The following is a 17,781-nucleotide window of genomic DNA, read 5'->3' as shown; positions in this document are numbered from 1 at the left end:
GCACAAACGAAGTGGATCAGCCGGAGAGGGCGGGGCGCGGGGGCATGGTGTCGAACCTGTTGTTATTGGTTTTGTGGGTCGGATGGTGAATGGAATGTACTAGATGGTTCAATTGTTAAAAGCAGGTTTTGGGCGATTATCGAACGCAACATTGGCCGGGGATTTGTGTTGTTTGTACTGGCCCTTTCGCGAGCAAGCCCGCTCCCACATTTAACCGGGTTCTTCCAGAAAGAAACGCGGTTGAATGTGGGAGCGGACTTGCTCGCGAAGAGGCCAGTCCGGGCACCACAGTTTTCTCGCAGCCAACAAAAAGCCCACCAAAAGGTGGGCTTCTCGTTTTCACAGCGCTATCAGAAATACTTCATCTTCGGCGCTTCTTCTTTCAACGGCTCGTTCTTCGCCGTCTGTTCGTTCCAGCCACCACCCAGGGCCTTGTACAGGTTGACCTGGCTGACCAGTTGCGCCAGACGGTCGGTGATCAACACCTGTTGCGCACTGAACAGCTGACGCTGGGCATCGAGGAAGGTCAGGTTGCTGTCGACACCGATGCGGTAACGACGCTCGGCCAGGCCGTAGTACGCCTGGTTGGCACTGACGAAATCTTTCTGTGCCTGCAACTGCTGGACGTAGGTCTGGCGGGCGGCCAGGCCGTCGGCGACTTCCTGGAAGGCCGTTTGAATGGACTTCTCGTAATTCGCCACGCTGATGTCTTTCTGGATTTTCGAGTAATCCAGGCTGGCGCTCAGGGCGCCGGCGTTGAAGATCGGCAGGTTGATCTGCGGCTGGAACAGCCAGGTGCCCGAACCACCCTTGAACAGGCCGGACAGGTCCGGGCTCAGGGTGCCGGCATTGGCCGTGAGGCTGATGCTCGGGAAGAACGCAGCCCGTGCCGCGCCGATGTTGGCGTTGGCGGCCTTCAGGTTGTACTCGGCTTGAAGGATGTCCGGACGACGCTGCAGCAGGTCCGACGGCAAGCCGGGCGGAACGTCGCTCAGCAGGTCGTCGTCAAGCGGTTTGGCCGCTTGCAGGTTGGCCGGGACTCCAGTGCCGAGCAGCAGCACCAGGCTGTTCTCGTCCTGGGCGACCTGACGAGTGTACTTGGCCAGTTGCGCACGGGCGTTTTCCACCGAGGTGCGCGACTGCGCCAGGTCCAGGGCCGAAGCGACGCCGACTTCGTTGCTGCGGGCGGTGAGCTTGTAGCTCTCCTCGAAGGTGGCCAGGGTGTCCTGGGTCAGCTTGTACAGTTCCTTGTCGGCCTGCCAGGTCAGGTAGGCGTTGGCCACGCTGGCCACCAGGCTGATCTGCGTGCTGCGACGGCCTTCTTCAGTGGCGAAGTACTTTTGCAACGCTTCTTCGTTCAGGCTGCGAACCCGACCGAACAGGTCGAGTTCATAGGCGCTGACCCCGACCGTGGCCGAGTAGGAACTGGTGATGCCGGCTTTGCCGGTCTGCGAAGCGTCAGCCGGAACGCGCTGACGGCTGCCGGTGCCGTTGGCCGAGACGGCCGGGAACAGATCGGCGCGGGAGATGCGGTACTGAGCCGCAAACGCGTCGATGTTCAGGGCCGCGACACGCAGGTCCCGGTTGTTTTCCAGGGCAACCTGGATCAGCTGTTGCAGCGCCGGGTCATGGAAAAACTGCTTCCAGCCCTGCTCGGCAGCAGCTTGCGCCGGTGCCTGGGCCGGCGAGTACGCCGGGCCCTGCGGGTATTGCCCCGCCACCGGTGCTTCGGGCTGCTGATAATCAGGTATCAGCGAGCAACCACCGAGCACGAAGGCGGCGACTGTCAGGGAGAGTAGCGACTTGCTCATTAGCCAGCCTCTTTAGAAGTTTCAATAGCGTCATCCTGGTCGGCGATTTTACGCTGGCCAATGGACGACACGGTGACGAAGAACAGCGGGACCCAGAAGATCGCCAGCACAGTGGCCGTGATCATACCGCCGATCACGCCCGTACCGATTGCATGCTGGCTACCGGAACCTGCGCCCGTGGATATCGCCAGTGGTACCACACCCAGCACGAAGGCGAGCGAGGTCATGATGATCGGTCGCAGACGCATGCGGCAGGCTTCGATTGCGGCATCGCGCAGGCTACGCCCTTGTTCGTGCAGTTCCTTGGCAAATTCGACAATCAGAATGGCGTTTTTCGCCGCCAGACCGATAGTCGTCAACAGACCTACCTGGAAGTACACGTCGTTGGACAGACCGCGCAGGCTGGTGGCCATCAGTGCACCGATGATCCCCAGCGGTACCACCAACATCACCGCGATCGGAATCGACCAGCTTTCATACAACGCCGCCAGGCACAGGAACACCATCAGCAGCGACAGGGCGTACAGCGCCGGCGCTTGCGAACCGGACAGACGTTCTTCGTACGACAGGCCGGTCCAGGAAATACCGACGCCCGCCGGCAGTTTCTTGGCAATGGCTTCGACCTCGAGCATGGCTTCACCGGTGGAGTAACCCGGTGCCGGGGCGCCGAGGATTTCCATCGCTTCCACGCCGTTGTAGCGAGCCAGTTTCGGCGAACCGTAAATCCACTCGCCCTTGGCGAACGCCGAGAACGGAACCATGGTGCCGCTGGCGTTGCGCACGTACCACTTTTGCAGGTCTTCAGGGCCCATTCGAGCGCCTGGCTTGCCTTGCACGTAAACCTTCTTCACCCGACCGCGGTCGATGAAGTCGTTGACGTAGCTACTGCCCAGGGCAATCGACAGGGTGTTGTTGATGTCGGCGATGGTAATGCCCAGGGCACTGGCCTTCTCGTCATCGATTTCCAGCTGGTATTGCGGTTCGTCGTTCAGGCCGTTCGGACGCACCTGAGTGAGAATCTTGCTTTGTGCGGCCATACCGAGGAACTGGTTGCGCGCTTGCATCAGTTTTTCGTGGCCGATACCGGCGCGGTCCTGCAGGAACACGTCGAAACCGGTGGCGTTACCCAGTTCCAGTACCGCCGGTGGCGCGAAGGCGAATACCATGGCATCGCGGAAGGTGAAGAAGTGCTGCTGGGCACGGGCCGCCACCTTGAACACGTTGTTCTCGGCGTTACGTTCGTCCCAGGGTCTGAGCATGATGAACGCCATACCCGAACTCTGGCCACGGCCGGCGAAGTTGAAGCCGGTCACGGTAAACACCGAGTTCACCGCATCGCCCTCGCCGCCATCCTTGCCCGGGCGCAGCAGGAATTCACGCATTTCATCGACGACCACCTGGGTACGCTGGGCTGTGGAGCCGGCCGGGGTTTGCACTTGGGCGAACAGTACACCCTGGTCTTCCTCAGGCAGGAACGCCGTTGGAATGCGGGTGAACAGCCAGATCATGCCAACCACGATCAGCAGGTACGCCAGCAGATACGGGATCTTGCGCTGCAGGATATTGCCGACACCGCGTTCGTAGCTGCGAACGCCGCGGTCGAAATTGCGGTTGAACCAGCCAAAGAAGCCGCGCTTGGGTACGCCGTGCTCGCCTTTCGGGATCGGCTTGAGCATGGTGGCGCAAAGTGCCGGGGTGAAGATCAGCGCGACCAGTACCGACAGGGCCATGGCCGAGACGATGGTGATCGAGAACTGTTTGTAGATCACACCGGTGGAACCGCTGAAGAACGCCATTGGCAGCAGAACCGCCGACAGCACCAGGGCGATACCGACCAGTGCGCCCTGGATCTGGCCCATGGACTTCTTGGTGGCTTCTTTCGGGGACAGGCCTTCCTCGCTCATCACCCGTTCGACGTTTTCCACCACGACGATGGCGTCGTCCACCAGCAAGCCGATGGCCAGCACCATGCCGAACATGGTCAGGGTGTTGATGCTGAAACCGGCGGCCGCGAGGATGCCGAATGTACCGAGCAATACCACCGGCACGGTCATCGTGGTGATGATGGTGGCACGGAAGTTCTGCAGGAACAGGAACATCACCAGGAACACCAGGGCGACCGCTTCGACCAGGGTGTGAACCACGCCCTTGATCGATTCGGTTACGACCGGAGTGGTGTCATACGGGAACACCACTTCCATCCCTTGCGGGAAGAACGGCTTGAGGCTGTCGATGGTCGCGCGCAGGGCCTTGGCGGTATCGAGAGCGTTGGCACCGGTGGCCAGTTTCACGGCCAGGCCGGAAGCCGGGGCACCGTTGAACTGGGCGTTGATGCTGTAGTTCTCGCCCCCCAGACCGACTTCGGCAACATCCCTCAAGCGAACCTGGGAACCATCCTTGTTGACCTTGAGCAGGATCTTGTCGAACTCTTCCGCGGTCTGCAGGCGGGTCTTGCCGATGATCGTCGCGTTCAACTGGGTGCCGGGCAGGGCAGGCAGGCCGCCGAGCTGGCCGGACGACACCTGGACGTTCTGCGCGGCGATGGCGGTTTTGACGTCGATCGGGGTCAGGTTGTAGTTGTTCAGCCTGGCCGGGTCGAGCCAGATGCGCATGGCGTACTGGGAACCGAACACCTGGAAGTCGCCGACACCGGCGGTCCGCGAGATCGGGTCCTGCATGTTCGACACGATGTAGTTGGACAGGTCGTCCTTGGTCATGCTGCCGTCACGCGACACCACGCCGATCACCAACAGGAAGTTCTTCACGGCCTTGGTGACGCGGATACCTTGCTGTTGCACTTCCTGCGGCAGCAGCGGGGTCGCCAGGTTCAGCTTGTTCTGGACCTGAACCTGCGCGGTGTCGGAGTTGGTGCCTTGCTCGAAGGTCGCGGTAATGGTCATGGTGCCGTCGGAGTTACTTTCCGACGAGACATAACGCAGGTGATCGATACCGTTGAGCTGTTGCTCGATCACCTGAACCACGGTGTCCTGAACCGTTTGTGCCGAAGCACCCGGGTAGGCCACGGAGATGGCGATCGCTGGAGGCGCAATGCTCGGGTACTGGTTGATCGGCAACCGGAGGATCGATAGTGCCCCGACCAGCATGATCACCAGGGCAATTACCCAGGCGAAAATCGGACGGTCGATAAAAAATTTCGACATGGTTTACTCCCCTTGGCCGCCAGAGGCTTTGTCAGCTACCTGGGCGGGGGCCGGGTTCTTTACGGCTACGTTGGTCGCTTCACTGGCCTTGACTTCGATGCCAGGTTTGACGAATTGCAGACCTTCGGTGATCAGGCGATCGCCGGCCTTCAGGCCGTCTTCGATCAGCCATTGGTTACCGACGGTGCGGTTGGCCTTGAGTTGACGCAGTTCGACCTTGTTGTCCGGGCCGACAACCAGTGCGGTCGGCGTACCTTTGAGGTCGCGGGTCACGCCTTGCTGCGGGGCCAGGATCGCCGCACTGTTCACACCGGCCAGCAATTTGGCGTGCACGAACATGCCTGGCAGAAGGGTGTGGTCAGGGTTCGGGAAAATGGCGCGCAGGGTGACGGAGCCGGTGGTCTGGTCAACCGAGATTTCGGAGAACTCCAGCTTGCCGTCCAGCTTGTAGTCGCTGCCGTCTTCGAGGGTCAGCTTGACCGAGGCCGCATTGTCGCCGGCTTTCTGCAGGCGACCGCTTTCCAGCTCACGGCGCAGTTGCAGCAGCTCGACCGAGGACTGCGTCACGTCGACGTAGATCGGGTCGATTTGCTGAATCACCGCCATCGCATCGGCCTGGGCGTTGCTGACCAGTGCGCCTTCGGTCACCGAGGAACGGCCGATACGGCCGGTCAGCGGGGCGTTGACCTTGGTGTAGCGCACATTGATCTGCGCGGTTTGCAGCGCGGCTTCCGATTGCAGGCGGTTGGCTACTGCGGTGTCGTATTCCTGACGGCTTACGGCTTGTTCGTCGACCAATTGCTTGTAGCGGTCGGAAATCGACTTGGTCGAACGCAGGTTCGCTTCGGCGCTGGCGAGCGTTGCTTCATAGATCGATGGATCGATCTGATAGAGCTGCTGACCGGCCTTGACGTCGCTGCCCTCCTTGAACATGCGCTTGAGAATGATGCCGTTGACCTGAGGACGGACTTCGGCAATGCGGAATGCGCTGGTGCGGCCTGGCAGATCGGACGTCAGGGTGAAAGCTTGAGGTTGCAGAGTCACGACGCCGACCTGAGGCGGTGGGGCGGCCGGTGCTGCCTCTTCCTTTTTGCATCCGCTGAGCAGCGATGCCAGGGCGACGGCGGCGACCAGAGCGGTAACAGCTGGCTTGAATTGCATGAAAATCCTCGGGTCAGGCGCGCAAGGAGCGCACTAGAAAGGTGGAAGGTTGAAAAGTGTATGCCGAGTGGATAAGTAGCTTGCTAAGGAATATACTTACGTACATGGCTGTTTGTAAATACCCAGGCTGCGTATCAACACCGTTACACCAGCCGTTACACAAACCGTTGAAAGGTTGGAATTGTAGGCCGGGGACGAACCCCCAGAACGTTCGCCCCACTTTTATTCAGCTGATATTCAGACATCGCTGAAGCACCCTGATTGAGGTTGTACTGCCATGGTCCGTCGTACCAAAGAGGAAGCTCAGGAAACCCGCGCGCAAATTCTCGTGGCGGCCGAAAAGGCCTTTTTCGAGCGAGGCGTGGCGCGCACGACCCTGGCGGACATCGCGACCCTGGCCGGCGTCACTCGAGGGGCCATTTACTGGCATTTCAGCAACAAGGCGGATCTGGTGCAGGCCATGCTCGACACCTTGCATGAGCCACTGGAAGAAATGGCCAAGGCCAGCGAAAGCGAAGACGAACTCGATCCCCTGGGTTGCATGCGCAAACTGTTGATTCATTTGTTTCATCAAATTGCGCTGGACCCGAAAACCCGACGCATCAATGAGATTCTTTTTCATAAGTGCGAATTCACCGATGAAATGTGCGACCTGCGCCAACAACGCGTGTCGGCCAGCCTCGAATGCAATGTGCGGATCGGCTTGGCCCTGAGTAATGCCGTGAACCGCGGTCAGTTGCCGGAAAACCTCGACACCGCCCGCGCCGCGATCAGCTTGCATGCTTATATAGACGGCATCCTGTACCAGTGGTTGCTGGCCCCCGACAGTTTTCAATTGCACACCGAAGCCGAGCGTTGGGTTGATACCGGACTGGATATGCTGCGCTTGAGCCCCAGCCTGCGCAAATGAAACAAAATACGTAATTGGCTCCGCGTGTGTCGGCCGGGGACCTTTTCGTCACTCGATGTGCCGTAATGGGGTGCTTTTATATACGTACCCCGGGCGGGATGACAGGCAGCCAGCTCAGTATTTTGTAGGGATTTTGTGTCTTGGGTGTGAAGGGAGGGGGGAGCGAGGCTGACTCAGCCCCATCAGAACAGTATTTCCTGCTGATGAGGCCGGGAGCTGAGTCAGCTTTGATCGAAAAAACTCAAAGTCTCATCAACCTAAAGTGATTTCCACCTCGAAGTTGCAGGGGGCGTCATCATTCGTGCTGGTGATTGTGCTTGAACAGTTTAACCTGGACTTGCCAATCGAAGTCACAGTGCTTTTTCTCGTTGGTCTGAGTGTGGGTGTAAAAAAACCGTAAGAAGAATTCATGATCATGCCGAGATCAAAGCGAATACAGACATCCTGATCGGTGAAGTCTATAAAGTGATTGAACATGATTTTGCCTTTTTTACGGGGAGGTGTGAACTCGTAGGCAAACTCGGATTTGAACGCTATTTTGCTGTCGTCGGGAATTTCAAAGGTGTCGAAATCTGCTTGGCTCAGTGGCAGGCTGGTCTGCGAGATTTTGAATACATGAGACGTGTTATTTATGATTTTCACTATTACACGCGTGTGTTTCGGATCTGTCTCTTGAGTGCGCCACTGCTCGATCTGCTGACTCAGGGCTTTCGCTGCCTCAATTTCCTCGATGAACCCAATAATTTCAACCTTGGCCTTGCCCACCAGGTCTTCAAGCATTGCCTGGTTTTCCTTATCGAGAAAGTGGGGTGAGAGTTGATACAGCAAGCCAATAGAGGTCAGGTTGAAAAAAGAAAGCAGACTTTCATAAGTGCTGTCGGTGTCATTATCTTGAGTATTAGTCATGTCGATTCCTTTCGAGCTGTCAGGTTGGTTATGGTGTTTGATGGCGAGAGCGCTTGTGGTGTGGGGAAGTTGGTTTTTATTTTTGGTTTTATAAAAGTAGATCGAAGGGTAACTTGCTTGCAATGCTGATGTTGTTTCATTAGTTGAGCGGTAAGAATTAAAAAGCCCCGGCTCTTTCGAGTCGGGGCTTTTGGTTTTCAACGGTTGCCGGTTACAGCGTCGGGTAGTCGATGTATCCGACCGGGCCCTTGGCGTAGAACAGTTCCGGACGCGCTTCGTTCAGCGGCGCGTCAGCCTGCAAGCGTGCCGGCAGGTCAGGGTTGGCAATGAAGGGTACGCCGAAGGCCACTGCATCGGCCTTGCCGCTGGCGAGCAATGCGTTGGCGCTGTCCTTGGTGAAGCGCTCGTTGGCAATGTAGGGGCCACCGAAGGCTTCCTTGAGTTGTGCGCCGAGGCTGTCGGCACCTTCTTTCTCGCGCGAGCAGATGAAGGCAATGCCACGCTTGCCCAGTTCGCTTGCGACGTAGGTGAAGGTTTCGGCCAGATTGTCGTCGCCCATGTCATGCAAGTCGGCGCGTGGCGACAGGTGCACCCCCACGCGGCCGGCACCCCAGATTTCGATGGCGGCGTCAGTCACTTCCAGCAGCAGGCGCGCACGGTTTTCCAGGGAGCCGCCGTAGTTGTCGGTGCGCTGGTTGGTGCCGCTTTGCAGGAACTGGTCGAGCAGGTAACCGTTGGCGGCATGGATTTCCACACCATCGAAACCGGCGGCCTTGGCGTTCTCGGCTCCGACGCGGTAAGCGTCGACAATGTCGGCGATTTCAGCGATTTCCAGGGCGCGCGGGACAGGGAAGTCGGCCAACGGGCGAACCAGGCTGACGTGGCCCTTTGGCTGGATGGCGCTCGGCGCGACCGGGGCTTCACCGTTCAGGTACAAACCGTGGGAAATGCGGCCCACATGCCACAACTGCAGGAAGATCTTGCCACCCGCCCCATGGATAGCCTTGGTCACGTTGGACCAGCCGCGCACCTGATCGTTGGACCAGATGCCCGGGGTGTCCGGGTAGCCGACGCCCATCGGGGTAACCGACGTGGCTTCACTGAGGATCAGGCCGGCGGAAGCGCGCTGTACGTAGTACTCGGCCATCAGCGCGTTCGGCACGCGACCTTCGTCGGCGCGGCAGCGGGTCAGTGGCGCCATGATGATGCGGTTGGCCAACTCGAGGTCGCCCAGTTTGATCGGATCGAAAATAGTCGTCATTTAATGCAACCCTCGTGAGGTAATGGTCTGTCAGTTGGTAGCAGGGGCCAGATCGGGATTGCCGCTCTGACGGAAGGTAATCAGGGTGACCAGCAGGGCGAGTACCGCCAGGGCCGCTGCGGCGAGGGGGACGCTGGTCAGGCCGAAGCCGTGGGCGATCACGCTGCCGCCGACCCAGGCACCGAGTGCGTTGCCGATGTTGAAAGCGCCGATGTTCAGGGTCGACACCAGGTTCGGTGCGTCTTTGCCGAAGGTCACCACGTTCACCTGCAAGGCCGGTACGGCGGCAAAGCACGCGGTGGCCCAGAGGAACAGGGTGATTTCGGTCGGGATCAGCGCGACGCTGGTCCAGGTCAGCACGGTGGACACCACGGCCATGGTGATGAACACGCCGATCAGCGTGGCGGCCAGGCCTTTGTCGGCCATCTTGCCGCCGATGATGTTGCCGACCGTCAGGCCCAGGCCGATGAGCATCAGGGTCCAGGTCACGCCACGGGGCGAGACGCCGGTGACTTCGCCCAGCAGCGGCGCGACATAGGTGAACAGGGTGAACACCGAGGCGGCGAACAGTGCCGTCATGCTCAGGGACAGCCAGATGCCACCGCCCTTGAGCGCGGCCAGTTCGGCGCGCATGTCGAGTTTTTCTTCATCACGCTTGGCTGGCAGGAAGCGGATCAAGCCGATGAGTGCGATCACACCGATCACGGTCACGGCCCAGAAGGTCGAACGCCAGCCGGCTTCCTGACCGAGGGCAGTGCCCAGCGGTACGCCGAGGACGTTGGCCAGGGTCAGGCCGGTGAACATCAAGGCCACGGCCGAAGCGCGTTTGTTGGCAGGAACCAGGCCGGCAGCCACCACCGAACCGATACCGAAGAAGGCGCCATGACAAAGGGCCGTCACCACACGGGCAAACATCAGCACGTTGTAGTCACTGGCCACTGCACAGAGCAGGTTGCCGATAATGAAAATGCCCATCAACGCCACCAGCGCAGCCTTGCGCGGCAGCCTGGAGGTGGCCAGCGCCATGAACGGCGCGCCGATGGCCACGCCCAGGGCGTAACCGGTCACCAGCCAGCCGGCACCGGGAATCGACACACCGAGGTCAGCCGCCACGTTGGGCAGCAGGCCCATGATGACGAACTCGGTGGTGCCGATGGCGAAGGCGCTCAAGGCCAGGATGAGTAGCGAGAGGGGCATGGGGTAATTCCTTTTTTAAGCTGACTGACGTTAAGGGTCAGAGCTCTTTACTGAATGTTTTGAGGAATTCCTGGATGGTTTCCTCGTTGCGTTTGAAAAAGTGCCACTGGCCGACTTTGCGGCTGCTGATCAGGCCGGCGCGTTGCAGGGTCGCCAGGTGTGCGGACACCGTGGATTGCGACAGGCCGCAACGCTGATCGATCTGCCCGGCGCAAACGCCGTGTTCGTTGCTGTGGGACTGGTCGGGAAATTCGACGGTCGGGTCCTTGAGCCAGTGCAGGATTTCTCGCCGGACTGGGTGTGCCAGGGCTTTTATTATTTCGTCGAGATTGATGGTCATGATGTGGGCTCGTGATGTTTAAAACGCTATATCGCGATGAGGCGAACTTTAAATCGTTATTTCGCGATATACAAATATGATTTGGCTCTGACCAGCTCACATTTCGGTATATCGGGTTATAACGATATGTTAAGTGTAACAAGGCAATGGGGCAGTGCTAAGCTGCGCCCATGAACTATCTCGCACATCTTCACCTCGGTGGCCAGCGTCCTGGTCAATTGCTCGGCAGCCTGTATGGCGATTTCGTCAAGGGACGGCTGCAAGGGCAGTTCGCTCCGGAAATCGAGGGGGCTATCCAGTTGCACCGCAGCATCGACGTGTTCACCGATCGGCATCCGCTGGTGGATGTCGCGTTGTCGCGTTTTTCTCTGACCCGTCGTCGCTACGCGGGGATCGTGCTCGACGTGTTTTTCGACCATTGCCTGGCCCGGGACTGGGCGCTGTATGCCGACCGGCCCCTGGCGCTGTTCACCTCGGACGTTTACCGGGTGCTGTCCAGCGAACGGCAATTGCCGGGGCGGCTGGCGCAGATTGCACCGCACATGGTGGCCAATGACTGGTTGGGTTCTTATCGGGAGTTCGAAGTGCTGGAGCAGGTATTGCGCGGGATCTCGCGTCGCCTGACCCGGCCGGAGGAACTGGCAGCGGCGATGCAGGAGTTGCGGCGGTTGTATGAACCGTTGAGCGAGGACTTTCGGTTGTTCTATCCGCAGTTGCAGGATTTCGCCCGGAACTATCCAACGACATAAACCCCCTGTGGGAGCGGGCTTGCTCGCGAAGGCGGTGTGTCAGCCGACATAGATGCTTAATGACACACCGCTTTCGTCGGAACGCCGCCCGGAGCAAGCCCGCCCCCACAGGGGATATTCGTTCAGGCTGCGATAGCTGGGCGCATCGGGGCTTGCTGTTTTTCCGGGATCGCCCCGAACAACGCTTTCTGCACCGCCTGCTGCGCTTCGAACGCCAGTGCCGCGCGTTCCCGGCCCTGGCACTCGATTGGCTTGAGCAGATGAATCTCCACGCCGCCACGGTCACTGGCGAACAGACGCATCAGGTGCGAGAGCAGATCATCGTCGCCAATGAACGGTGCCAGCGCGCAAGGCTTACCATCACGCACGTAACGAATTGCCACCGGCTGCATCGCCACTTCGGAGTCGATGGCGGCGGACAGCAGGCGACCATGGAAGGTACGCAGCGAACGGCCATCAGTGGTGGTGCCTTCCGGGAACATCAGCAGTGGATAGGCTTGTTCCAGGTGGCGGGTCATCTGCTTGCGGATCAACTGGCTGTCACCCGAGCCACGGCGGATAAACAGGCTGCCGGCCTTGGCCGCCAACCAGCCGGCCACTGGCCAGGTGCGCACTTCGGCCTTGGACAGGAACGACAGCGGCGTGAGCATGCCCAGCAGCGGGATGTCGGTCCAGGACACGTGGTTGCTGACCCAGAGCATCGGTGCCTTCGGCAGCTCGCCGTGGACGGTCACGTCAAAGGGCAGGGCGTTGCTCAGGCGGGCCATGAAAAACCGCGACCAGCGCTGACGACGCGCCATCGAATGGGCCATGCCCAGGCGCTCGAATATTCCGAACACGCTGGCCATGCCCAGGCCCAGCGTCACCACCATCAGCACTCGCGCGATTCGCGCGTACACCCGTAACCGGCTCATTACACAGCCGCCTTGAAGTGTTTGGCGTAGCGCGGGCAGAGTTCGTCGCGCTTGAGCAGGATGAACACGTCGGCGACCTGGAAGTCTTCGTCCCAGCATGGCTCGCCGCAGATCTTCGCGCCCAGGCGCATGTAGGCCTTGAGCAGCGGTGGCATTTCGGCAATCACGTTCGACGGGATGTCCAGGCTTGGCAGCGGATTTTTCGGCTCGGCGCGCAGGTGTTCGGTGCACAGGTAACGTTCGCGCAGACGCTGCATGATCGCGTGGGCCTGCACGCCGCCATCCTGCATCGGAATGCTCGCGCAACCCATCAGGTAGCTATAACCGCCCTGGTTCAGGACTTCGGCCAGTTCACCCCAGAGCACGGCGATGGTGCCGCCGTTGCGGTAGGCCGGGTCGACGCAGGTGCGACCGATTTCCAGGATCGGGCCTTGCAGGTGCACCAGGCCGTGGAGGCTGAATTCTTCTTCGCTGTAAAACTTGCCCAGGCTGCTGGCAGCCGTGTGGTCGAGCAATCGGGTAGTCGCCACCAGACGCCCGGTGTTCAAGTCACGCACGCCGATGTGGGCGCAATGAACGTCGTAGTCATCCATGTCCAGACCCAGTTCAGCGCCCTTGAGTTTGGCGTTGAATTCGCCGCTGAACACGTTGAAGCGCAAGGCCTGGGCTTCCTGCAACGCCTCGGCGCCCAGCAGGCGTTCGGCTTGCAGGCGGCGTTCGTTGCCGGTGTCGCTGATGCGGGCGATCTGAGTCATGGCGAATCTCCGTGCGGGCTGCTCACCCGTCTTTGGGCTACAGCGAATCGACTTTCTTTGTCTAGCCGTGTTGTGCAAAGTCAGGCTATGTAGCCCCGGTGTCATCGCCATTAAGCTTTGGTGATGCTTATATGACAGCCCTCAAGGAGCCTCTTATGCCCTGGCAATCCCTGTTGAACCGCCGCGATCGCTTGCCCGCCAACCCGGATCTTGCCGAGGGTTTCGCGACCTTGTTGCAGCAGTTGGGAGCGGTCACGCCGTTTGAACTGGCAGTGCTCGGCGGGCGGTTGATGGCGACACCGGGGCTGGCATTTCTGGTGGGGTATCAAGCGGCCTTGCGCATGCTCTGGCCGAGTGCGCCACTGAGCCTCGGCGCGTTGTGTGCCACCGAACGGCGCAGCCTGCGCCCGGCCGACATGCAAACCCGGCTGAGCGGTTTGCGTCTGAGCGGACGCAAGGATTTCGTCACCGCCGGGGATGCCGCCGACTGGCTGCTGGTGGCGGCGCGCAGCGAGGCGCCCGGCGCCGATCCGCGCTTGAGCCTGGCGGTGATCTATCGCGATGAACCGGGTGTGCGGGTGGAAAAACTGGCGCCGATTCCATTGATGCCGGACATCAGCCATGGTCGGTTGTTTCTCGATAACGCCCTGTGCGAGTTGCTCGCGGGGGATGGTTGGGATGCCTACGTCAAACCGTTCCGCACGCTGGAAGACATCTATGTAATGAGCGCCATGACGGCGTGGTTGTATGGCGTCGGCCAGGAATGCGATTGGCCGCAATCCTTGCAATTGCGTCTGCTGGGATTGTTGGCCGGGTGCGCGGAAAGCAGCCGTCAGCCACCGACCAGCCTGGCCGGACATGTGCTGCTTGGCGGGTTGTTTGCACAGTTCGAAGGGCTCAAGGCTGAAGTGAACGAGGCACTGGCTGGAGGGCCGGCGGAGTGGGCGGCGATGTGGCAGCGCGACCGAGCGGTGATGGAGTTGGCGGCGGGCGCGCGGGGCAAGCGGTTGGCCAGGGCGTTGGCGGAATCTGCGTTACCCTGACTGGCCTCATCGCGAGCAAGCTCGCTCCCACAGGGGATCTCAGGCGCACACAAAATCAAGCAGGGCACAGAACCTGTGGGAGCGGGCTTGCTCGCGAAGACGGACTGATTGGCAGCATGAGTTTCTGAACTGTCATCAACCTCGACTAGGCTCAGCAAGTTCAATCTCTGAGCCCCTGCCATGCCCAAAGGCTTGTCCCTGATTTTCATGCTGTTGCTCAGCTTCACGGCCCAGGCCGAATATTGGCCTGCCGAGCAATGGCCGACCGCCCCGACCCCGACCGGCCCGGCGCTTCAAGCCCTGGAGGCCTACGCCTTCCCATCACGCGATGACACCACTCGCCAGGGCATTCGCACCGATGCCTTGTTGGTGATCCGCGACGGCCAGTTGCTCTACGAGCGCTACGCCGGTCCGACAACAGCCGAGACGCCGCACCTGACCTGGTCGATCAGCAAGAGCCTGATGGCCACGGTCCTCGGTGTGGCCTATGGCGAAGGCTTGTTCAAGCTCGACGACCCGGTGGCGAAGTTTTATCCGCCCCTGCAAAAACACCCCGACATGACCATGGCCGACCTGCTGCACTGGGCCTCGGGCCTGGATTGGCAGGAGGACTATGAATACGCACCGCTGAAGTCTTCGGTGGTGGCCATGCTCTACACCCGCGGTCACCACGACATGGCCGCGTTCACCGCAGCCCATGCTGCGTACACGGCGCCGGGCCAGGCATTTCGCTACTCCAGCGGTGACAGCAATCTGTTGTCCGCCGCGCTGAAAACCATCGTCGGCCCCAGCCGCTATCCCGACTACCCGTGGACTGCATTGTTCGAACCGCTGGGCATTCGCCACGCGGTCTGGGAAACCGATGCCACGGGCACCTTCGTCGCTTCGTCCTATGCCTACCTCACTGCACGGGATCTGGCCCGGGTCGGTCTGTTGATGGATCGCGAGGGCCGCTGGGGAGACAAGCAACTGCTGCCCAGGGACTGGGTGGCGTTCAACCGCGAGCCGTTCGCTCACTATCACGCCCATCAAGACGATACCGTCCCCGGCGGCCAATGGTGGCTCAATAGAGCCGTTGAAGGCGCGGCGCGACCCTGGCCCGATGCCCCCGCCGATACCTTCGCGGCGCTGGGCCATTGGGGGCAGGCGTTGTATGTGATCCCCAGTGAACACCTGGTGATCGTCCGCTACGGCGATGACCGCGACGGCAGTTACCGGCACAACCAATTGCTCAAGCTCGCGCTCAACGCCGTTGCCGGGAAGGTGCAGCCGTGACCGGTTTCATTCGCCGTCGACCGATCGCTTCCCTGTTGCTGATCCTGCTGATCGCCTTGCTCGGCTGGATCTGGCACGAACGGGTGGCGCTATGGGCGTTCCCCAACATCATCAGCGCATACACGGCCAAGGAATACTGTTCGTGTCGCTACGTGATGAACAACGACGCCGAGTACTGCCACCGTTATGTGAAACAGTGGCTGCCTGCCAGCAGCTTTACCGATGAACCAGCCGGCAAGCGTGTCGCGGTCAGCGGCATGGGCCGCAGCAACAGCGCTGTGTGGATCGGCGAGCGCCAGGGCTGCCGCTTGCAACCCTGACGGCGCTGAAGTCTTGAGGTGGGGCGACAGCTCCCTCGCCACAAAAGCGGGTTTGGAGCAGCAGACGGCTTGCAATGCGCTGAAGGCCGGTTAAGGTTCAGCACAGGTTTATCTGCCCCACGAGTCTTTATGTTGATGCGCTCCACCCTCCAACCCCTCGCTTTCCTACTGCTGGCAGGCGCCGCTTTATCGGCCCGTGCCGATTGGTACCTCGATGGCGAGTCTTCGCGCCTGTCGTTTGTCAGTACCAAAAACGCCAATGTCTCTGAAGTGCAGCGCTTTCTGGTGCTGCACGGCAAGGTCGATCCCGAGGGGCTGGCGCAGGTGGAGGTCGAGCTGGAGTCGATCAATAGCGGCGTTCCGTTGCGCGATGAGCGCATGCGCAAGGCGCTGTTCCAGATCGACCGGTTTCCCGAGGCCTTGATCACCACGAAAATCGATCTGCGCCCGATCAACGACCTCGCTCCCGGCGCACAGCTGGAGTTGCGCCTGCCGCTGACGGTCGACCTGCATGGCAAACAACACGAGTACCAGGCCCAACTGCTGGCGACCCGTCTGGATGACCGGCGCTTTCAGGTGGTGACCCTCGAACCGCTGGTGATCAACGCCGAAGATTTCGATTTGGTTCCCGGCCTGGAAGCATTGCGCAAAATGGCCGACCTGTCGGCGATCAGCCTGTCGGTACCGGTGGGTGCGGTACTGATTTTCACGGCGCGCTGACATGGCCGGTGCGATTTTTCCCTGGCGCGAAGGCAACCATTTCGAACTGCTGGTCGACGGCCCACAATTTTTTCCGCGCATGCTGGTGGCGATTGCCCGGGCGGAAGAACAAGTCGAGCTGGAGCTGTATCTGGTGGAGGCGGGCGCCTGCGCCGAAGCCATGGTTCAGGCCTTGGTGCAGGCCGCCGAACGCGGTGTACGGGTGCGCTGTCTGTTCGATGATTACGGCAGCCTCGCCTTTACCCTGGCCTTGCGTCAGCGACTGATGTCCGCCGGTGTGGAGCTGCGCTTTTACAATCGCCTGAGCTGGCGACGTTGGGTCGGCAACTTTTACCGCGATCACCGCAAGCTGCTGCTGGTGGACCAGAGCCTGGCCGTGGTTGGCGGCACAGGTGTCACAGATGAGTTCTGGACGCCGGGCGAAGACGTCAGCGAATGGCACGAAGTGATGGTGGAAATCACTGGCCCGCTGGTACTCGACTGGCAGCTGCTGTTCGATCGGCAGTGGATTGCCAACCGCCATCGACGCGCCTGGCGACCGGCCTCGCATTTCGGCTTGCCGCGGTTACCCCGCGTGCCTTCCCAGGGCGAGGGCATGGGCCGGGTGGCGTATGCCGACGCCCGTCAACACCGGGACATTCTGCAATCGCTGGTGCGCGCCCTGAACAGCGGCCATCGACGGATCTGGCTGGCCACGCCGTACTTTTTGCCGACCTGGAAAGTCCGCCGTTCCCTGCGCCGGGCGGCTGCCCGGGGCGTCGATGTGCGCTTGCTGCTGACCGGCCCGCGTACCGATCACCCGTCCGTGCGTTATGCCGGCCATCGCTATTACCCGCGACTGCTCAGGGCCGGAGTGAAGATCTACGAATACCAGCCGTGTTTCCTGCACCTGAAAATGGTCCTGATCGATGACTGGGTGAGCATCGGTTCGTGCAACTTCGATCACTGGAATCTGCGCTTCAACCTGGAAGCCAACCTGGAAGCACTGGACCCCGGATTGACCCGAGCGGTAGCCGCGAGCTTTGAGCACGACTTCGCCCTGAGCCAGCAAGTCAGCCTGGAAGAATGGAAGCGGCGGCCACTGTGGCGGCGAGTCAAGCAGCGGGTGTGGGGATGGGTGGATCGGGTGGTGGTGAATCTGCTGGATCGGCGGGGCTAGTGCCCGATTTCCGTAAACACTGAGATCCAATGTGGGAGCGGGCTTGCTCGCGAAAGCGGTCTGTCAGTCGACATCATCGTTGTCTGACACTCCGTCTTC

At 60.5% G+C, this 17,781-nt stretch carries 16 protein-coding genes; 7 read left to right on the top strand and 9 right to left on the bottom strand.

The window, feature by feature from the left end:
• Window positions 1–350 precede the first annotated feature (350 nt).
• The 3 genes from emhC to ACEN8Q_RS16965 are packed head-to-tail and all read right to left on the bottom strand — an operon-like array spanning window position 351 to window position 6,133.
• Window positions 351–1,811 carry an efflux RND transporter outer membrane subunit EmhC gene (gene emhC / locus ACEN8Q_RS16975; RefSeq protein WP_413428480.1) on the bottom strand — a complete coding sequence of 487 codons (1,461 nt, stop codon included), beginning with the start codon at window positions 1,809–1,811 and terminating at the stop codon, window positions 351–353.
• Window positions 1,811–4,972, bottom strand: coding sequence for an efflux RND transporter permease subunit EmhB (emhB, locus tag ACEN8Q_RS16970; RefSeq protein WP_413428481.1), 3,162 nt, complete (start codon window positions 4,970–4,972; stop codon window positions 1,811–1,813). Before emhB ends, emhC begins: the two co-directional genes overlap by 1 nt.
• 3 nt (window positions 4,973–4,975) lie before the next feature.
• Window positions 4,976–6,133, bottom strand: a complete 1,158-nt coding sequence (locus ACEN8Q_RS16965) for an efflux RND transporter periplasmic adaptor subunit (protein ID WP_413428482.1) — start codon at window positions 6,131–6,133, stop codon at window positions 4,976–4,978.
• Window positions 6,134–6,410: 277 nt separating this feature from the next.
• On the opposite strand from ACEN8Q_RS16965, the gene emhR reads away from it, so the two are divergent.
• Window positions 6,411–7,043 (top strand): efflux system transcriptional repressor EmhR, encoded by a 633-nt coding sequence (gene emhR, locus ACEN8Q_RS16960; RefSeq protein WP_413428483.1) that lies wholly within the window; start codon window positions 6,411–6,413, stop codon window positions 7,041–7,043.
• Between the two features lie 252 nt (window positions 7,044–7,295).
• On the opposite strand, the gene ACEN8Q_RS16955 is transcribed toward emhR, so the two are convergent.
• The 4 genes from ACEN8Q_RS16955 to ACEN8Q_RS16940 all read right to left on the bottom strand — a co-directional run bounded on the left by ACEN8Q_RS16955 (window position 7,296) and on the right by ACEN8Q_RS16940 (window position 10,747).
• The gene (locus tag ACEN8Q_RS16955; RefSeq protein WP_413703466.1) at window positions 7,296–7,949 is read right to left on the bottom strand and encodes a hypothetical protein; all 654 of its coding nucleotides are present in this window, start codon (window positions 7,947–7,949) and stop codon (window positions 7,296–7,298) included.
• Between the two features lie 211 nt (window positions 7,950–8,160).
• Complete coding sequence (locus ACEN8Q_RS16950; RefSeq protein WP_413428485.1) at window positions 8,161–9,210, bottom strand: alkene reductase; 1,050 nt, start codon at window positions 9,208–9,210, stop codon at window positions 8,161–8,163.
• A gap of 30 nt (window positions 9,211–9,240) precedes the next feature.
• The gene (locus ACEN8Q_RS16945) at window positions 9,241–10,407 is read right to left on the bottom strand and encodes an MFS transporter (protein ID WP_413428486.1); all 1,167 of its coding nucleotides are present in this window, start codon (window positions 10,405–10,407) and stop codon (window positions 9,241–9,243) included.
• A 37-nt stretch (window positions 10,408–10,444) separates the two neighbouring features.
• Window positions 10,445–10,747 carry an ArsR/SmtB family transcription factor gene (locus ACEN8Q_RS16940; protein ID WP_007983055.1) on the bottom strand — a complete coding sequence of 101 codons (303 nt, stop codon included), beginning with the start codon at window positions 10,745–10,747 and terminating at the stop codon, window positions 10,445–10,447.
• Window positions 10,748–10,917: 170 nt separating this feature from the next.
• Between ACEN8Q_RS16940 and ACEN8Q_RS16935 the strand changes: the two genes are divergently transcribed.
• Window positions 10,918–11,496, top strand: coding sequence for an ACP phosphodiesterase (locus ACEN8Q_RS16935; protein ID WP_008019442.1), 579 nt, complete (start codon window positions 10,918–10,920; stop codon window positions 11,494–11,496).
• Between the two features lie 122 nt (window positions 11,497–11,618).
• Here ACEN8Q_RS16935 and ACEN8Q_RS16930 read toward each other — a convergent pair whose 3' ends face one another.
• Window positions 11,619–12,410 carry a lysophospholipid acyltransferase family protein gene (locus ACEN8Q_RS16930; protein WP_413428488.1) on the bottom strand — a complete coding sequence of 264 codons (792 nt, stop codon included), beginning with the start codon at window positions 12,408–12,410 and terminating at the stop codon, window positions 11,619–11,621.
• Window positions 12,410–13,165 (bottom strand): L-ornithine N(alpha)-acyltransferase, encoded by a 756-nt coding sequence (gene olsB, locus ACEN8Q_RS16925; protein ID WP_057716074.1) that lies wholly within the window; start codon window positions 13,163–13,165, stop codon window positions 12,410–12,412. Before olsB ends, ACEN8Q_RS16930 begins: the two co-directional genes overlap by 1 nt.
• A 155-nt stretch (window positions 13,166–13,320) precedes the next feature.
• Here olsB and ACEN8Q_RS16920 point away from each other — a divergent pair, with 155 nt between their 5' ends.
• From ACEN8Q_RS16920 to ACEN8Q_RS16900, 5 genes are all read left to right on the top strand, one after another.
• On the top strand, window positions 13,321–14,208 hold the full coding sequence (locus ACEN8Q_RS16920; protein ID WP_413703465.1) for an acyl-CoA dehydrogenase: 888 nt from the start codon (window positions 13,321–13,323) through the stop codon (window positions 14,206–14,208).
• 180 nt (window positions 14,209–14,388) lie between these two features.
• Window positions 14,389–15,483: a serine hydrolase domain-containing protein gene (locus ACEN8Q_RS16915; protein ID WP_413703464.1), complete on the top strand. Its 1,095-nt coding sequence runs from the start codon at window positions 14,389–14,391 to the stop codon at window positions 15,481–15,483.
• Window positions 15,480–15,803 carry an amidase gene (locus ACEN8Q_RS16910; RefSeq protein WP_413428720.1) on the top strand — a complete coding sequence of 108 codons (324 nt, stop codon included), beginning with the start codon at window positions 15,480–15,482 and terminating at the stop codon, window positions 15,801–15,803. Before ACEN8Q_RS16915 ends, ACEN8Q_RS16910 begins: the two co-directional genes overlap by 4 nt.
• Window positions 15,804–15,932: 129 nt before the next feature.
• Window positions 15,933–16,523, top strand: a complete 591-nt coding sequence (locus ACEN8Q_RS16905) for a YceI family protein (protein ID WP_413428719.1) — start codon at window positions 15,933–15,935, stop codon at window positions 16,521–16,523.
• 1 nt (window position 16,524) lies between these two features.
• Window positions 16,525–17,682 carry a phospholipase D-like domain-containing protein gene (locus ACEN8Q_RS16900; RefSeq protein WP_413428718.1) on the top strand — a complete coding sequence of 386 codons (1,158 nt, stop codon included), beginning with the start codon at window positions 16,525–16,527 and terminating at the stop codon, window positions 17,680–17,682.
• Window positions 17,683–17,781: the final 99 nt, after the last annotated feature.

It is taken from the genome of Pseudomonas sp. Pseusp16, from assembly GCF_047324915.1.
Lineage (GTDB): Bacteria > Pseudomonadota > Gammaproteobacteria > Pseudomonadales > Pseudomonadaceae > Aquipseudomonas > Aquipseudomonas fluorescens_CD.
Note: the sequence above shows the minus strand (reverse complement) of the source record. Positions and strands in the feature narration are given on the sequence as shown.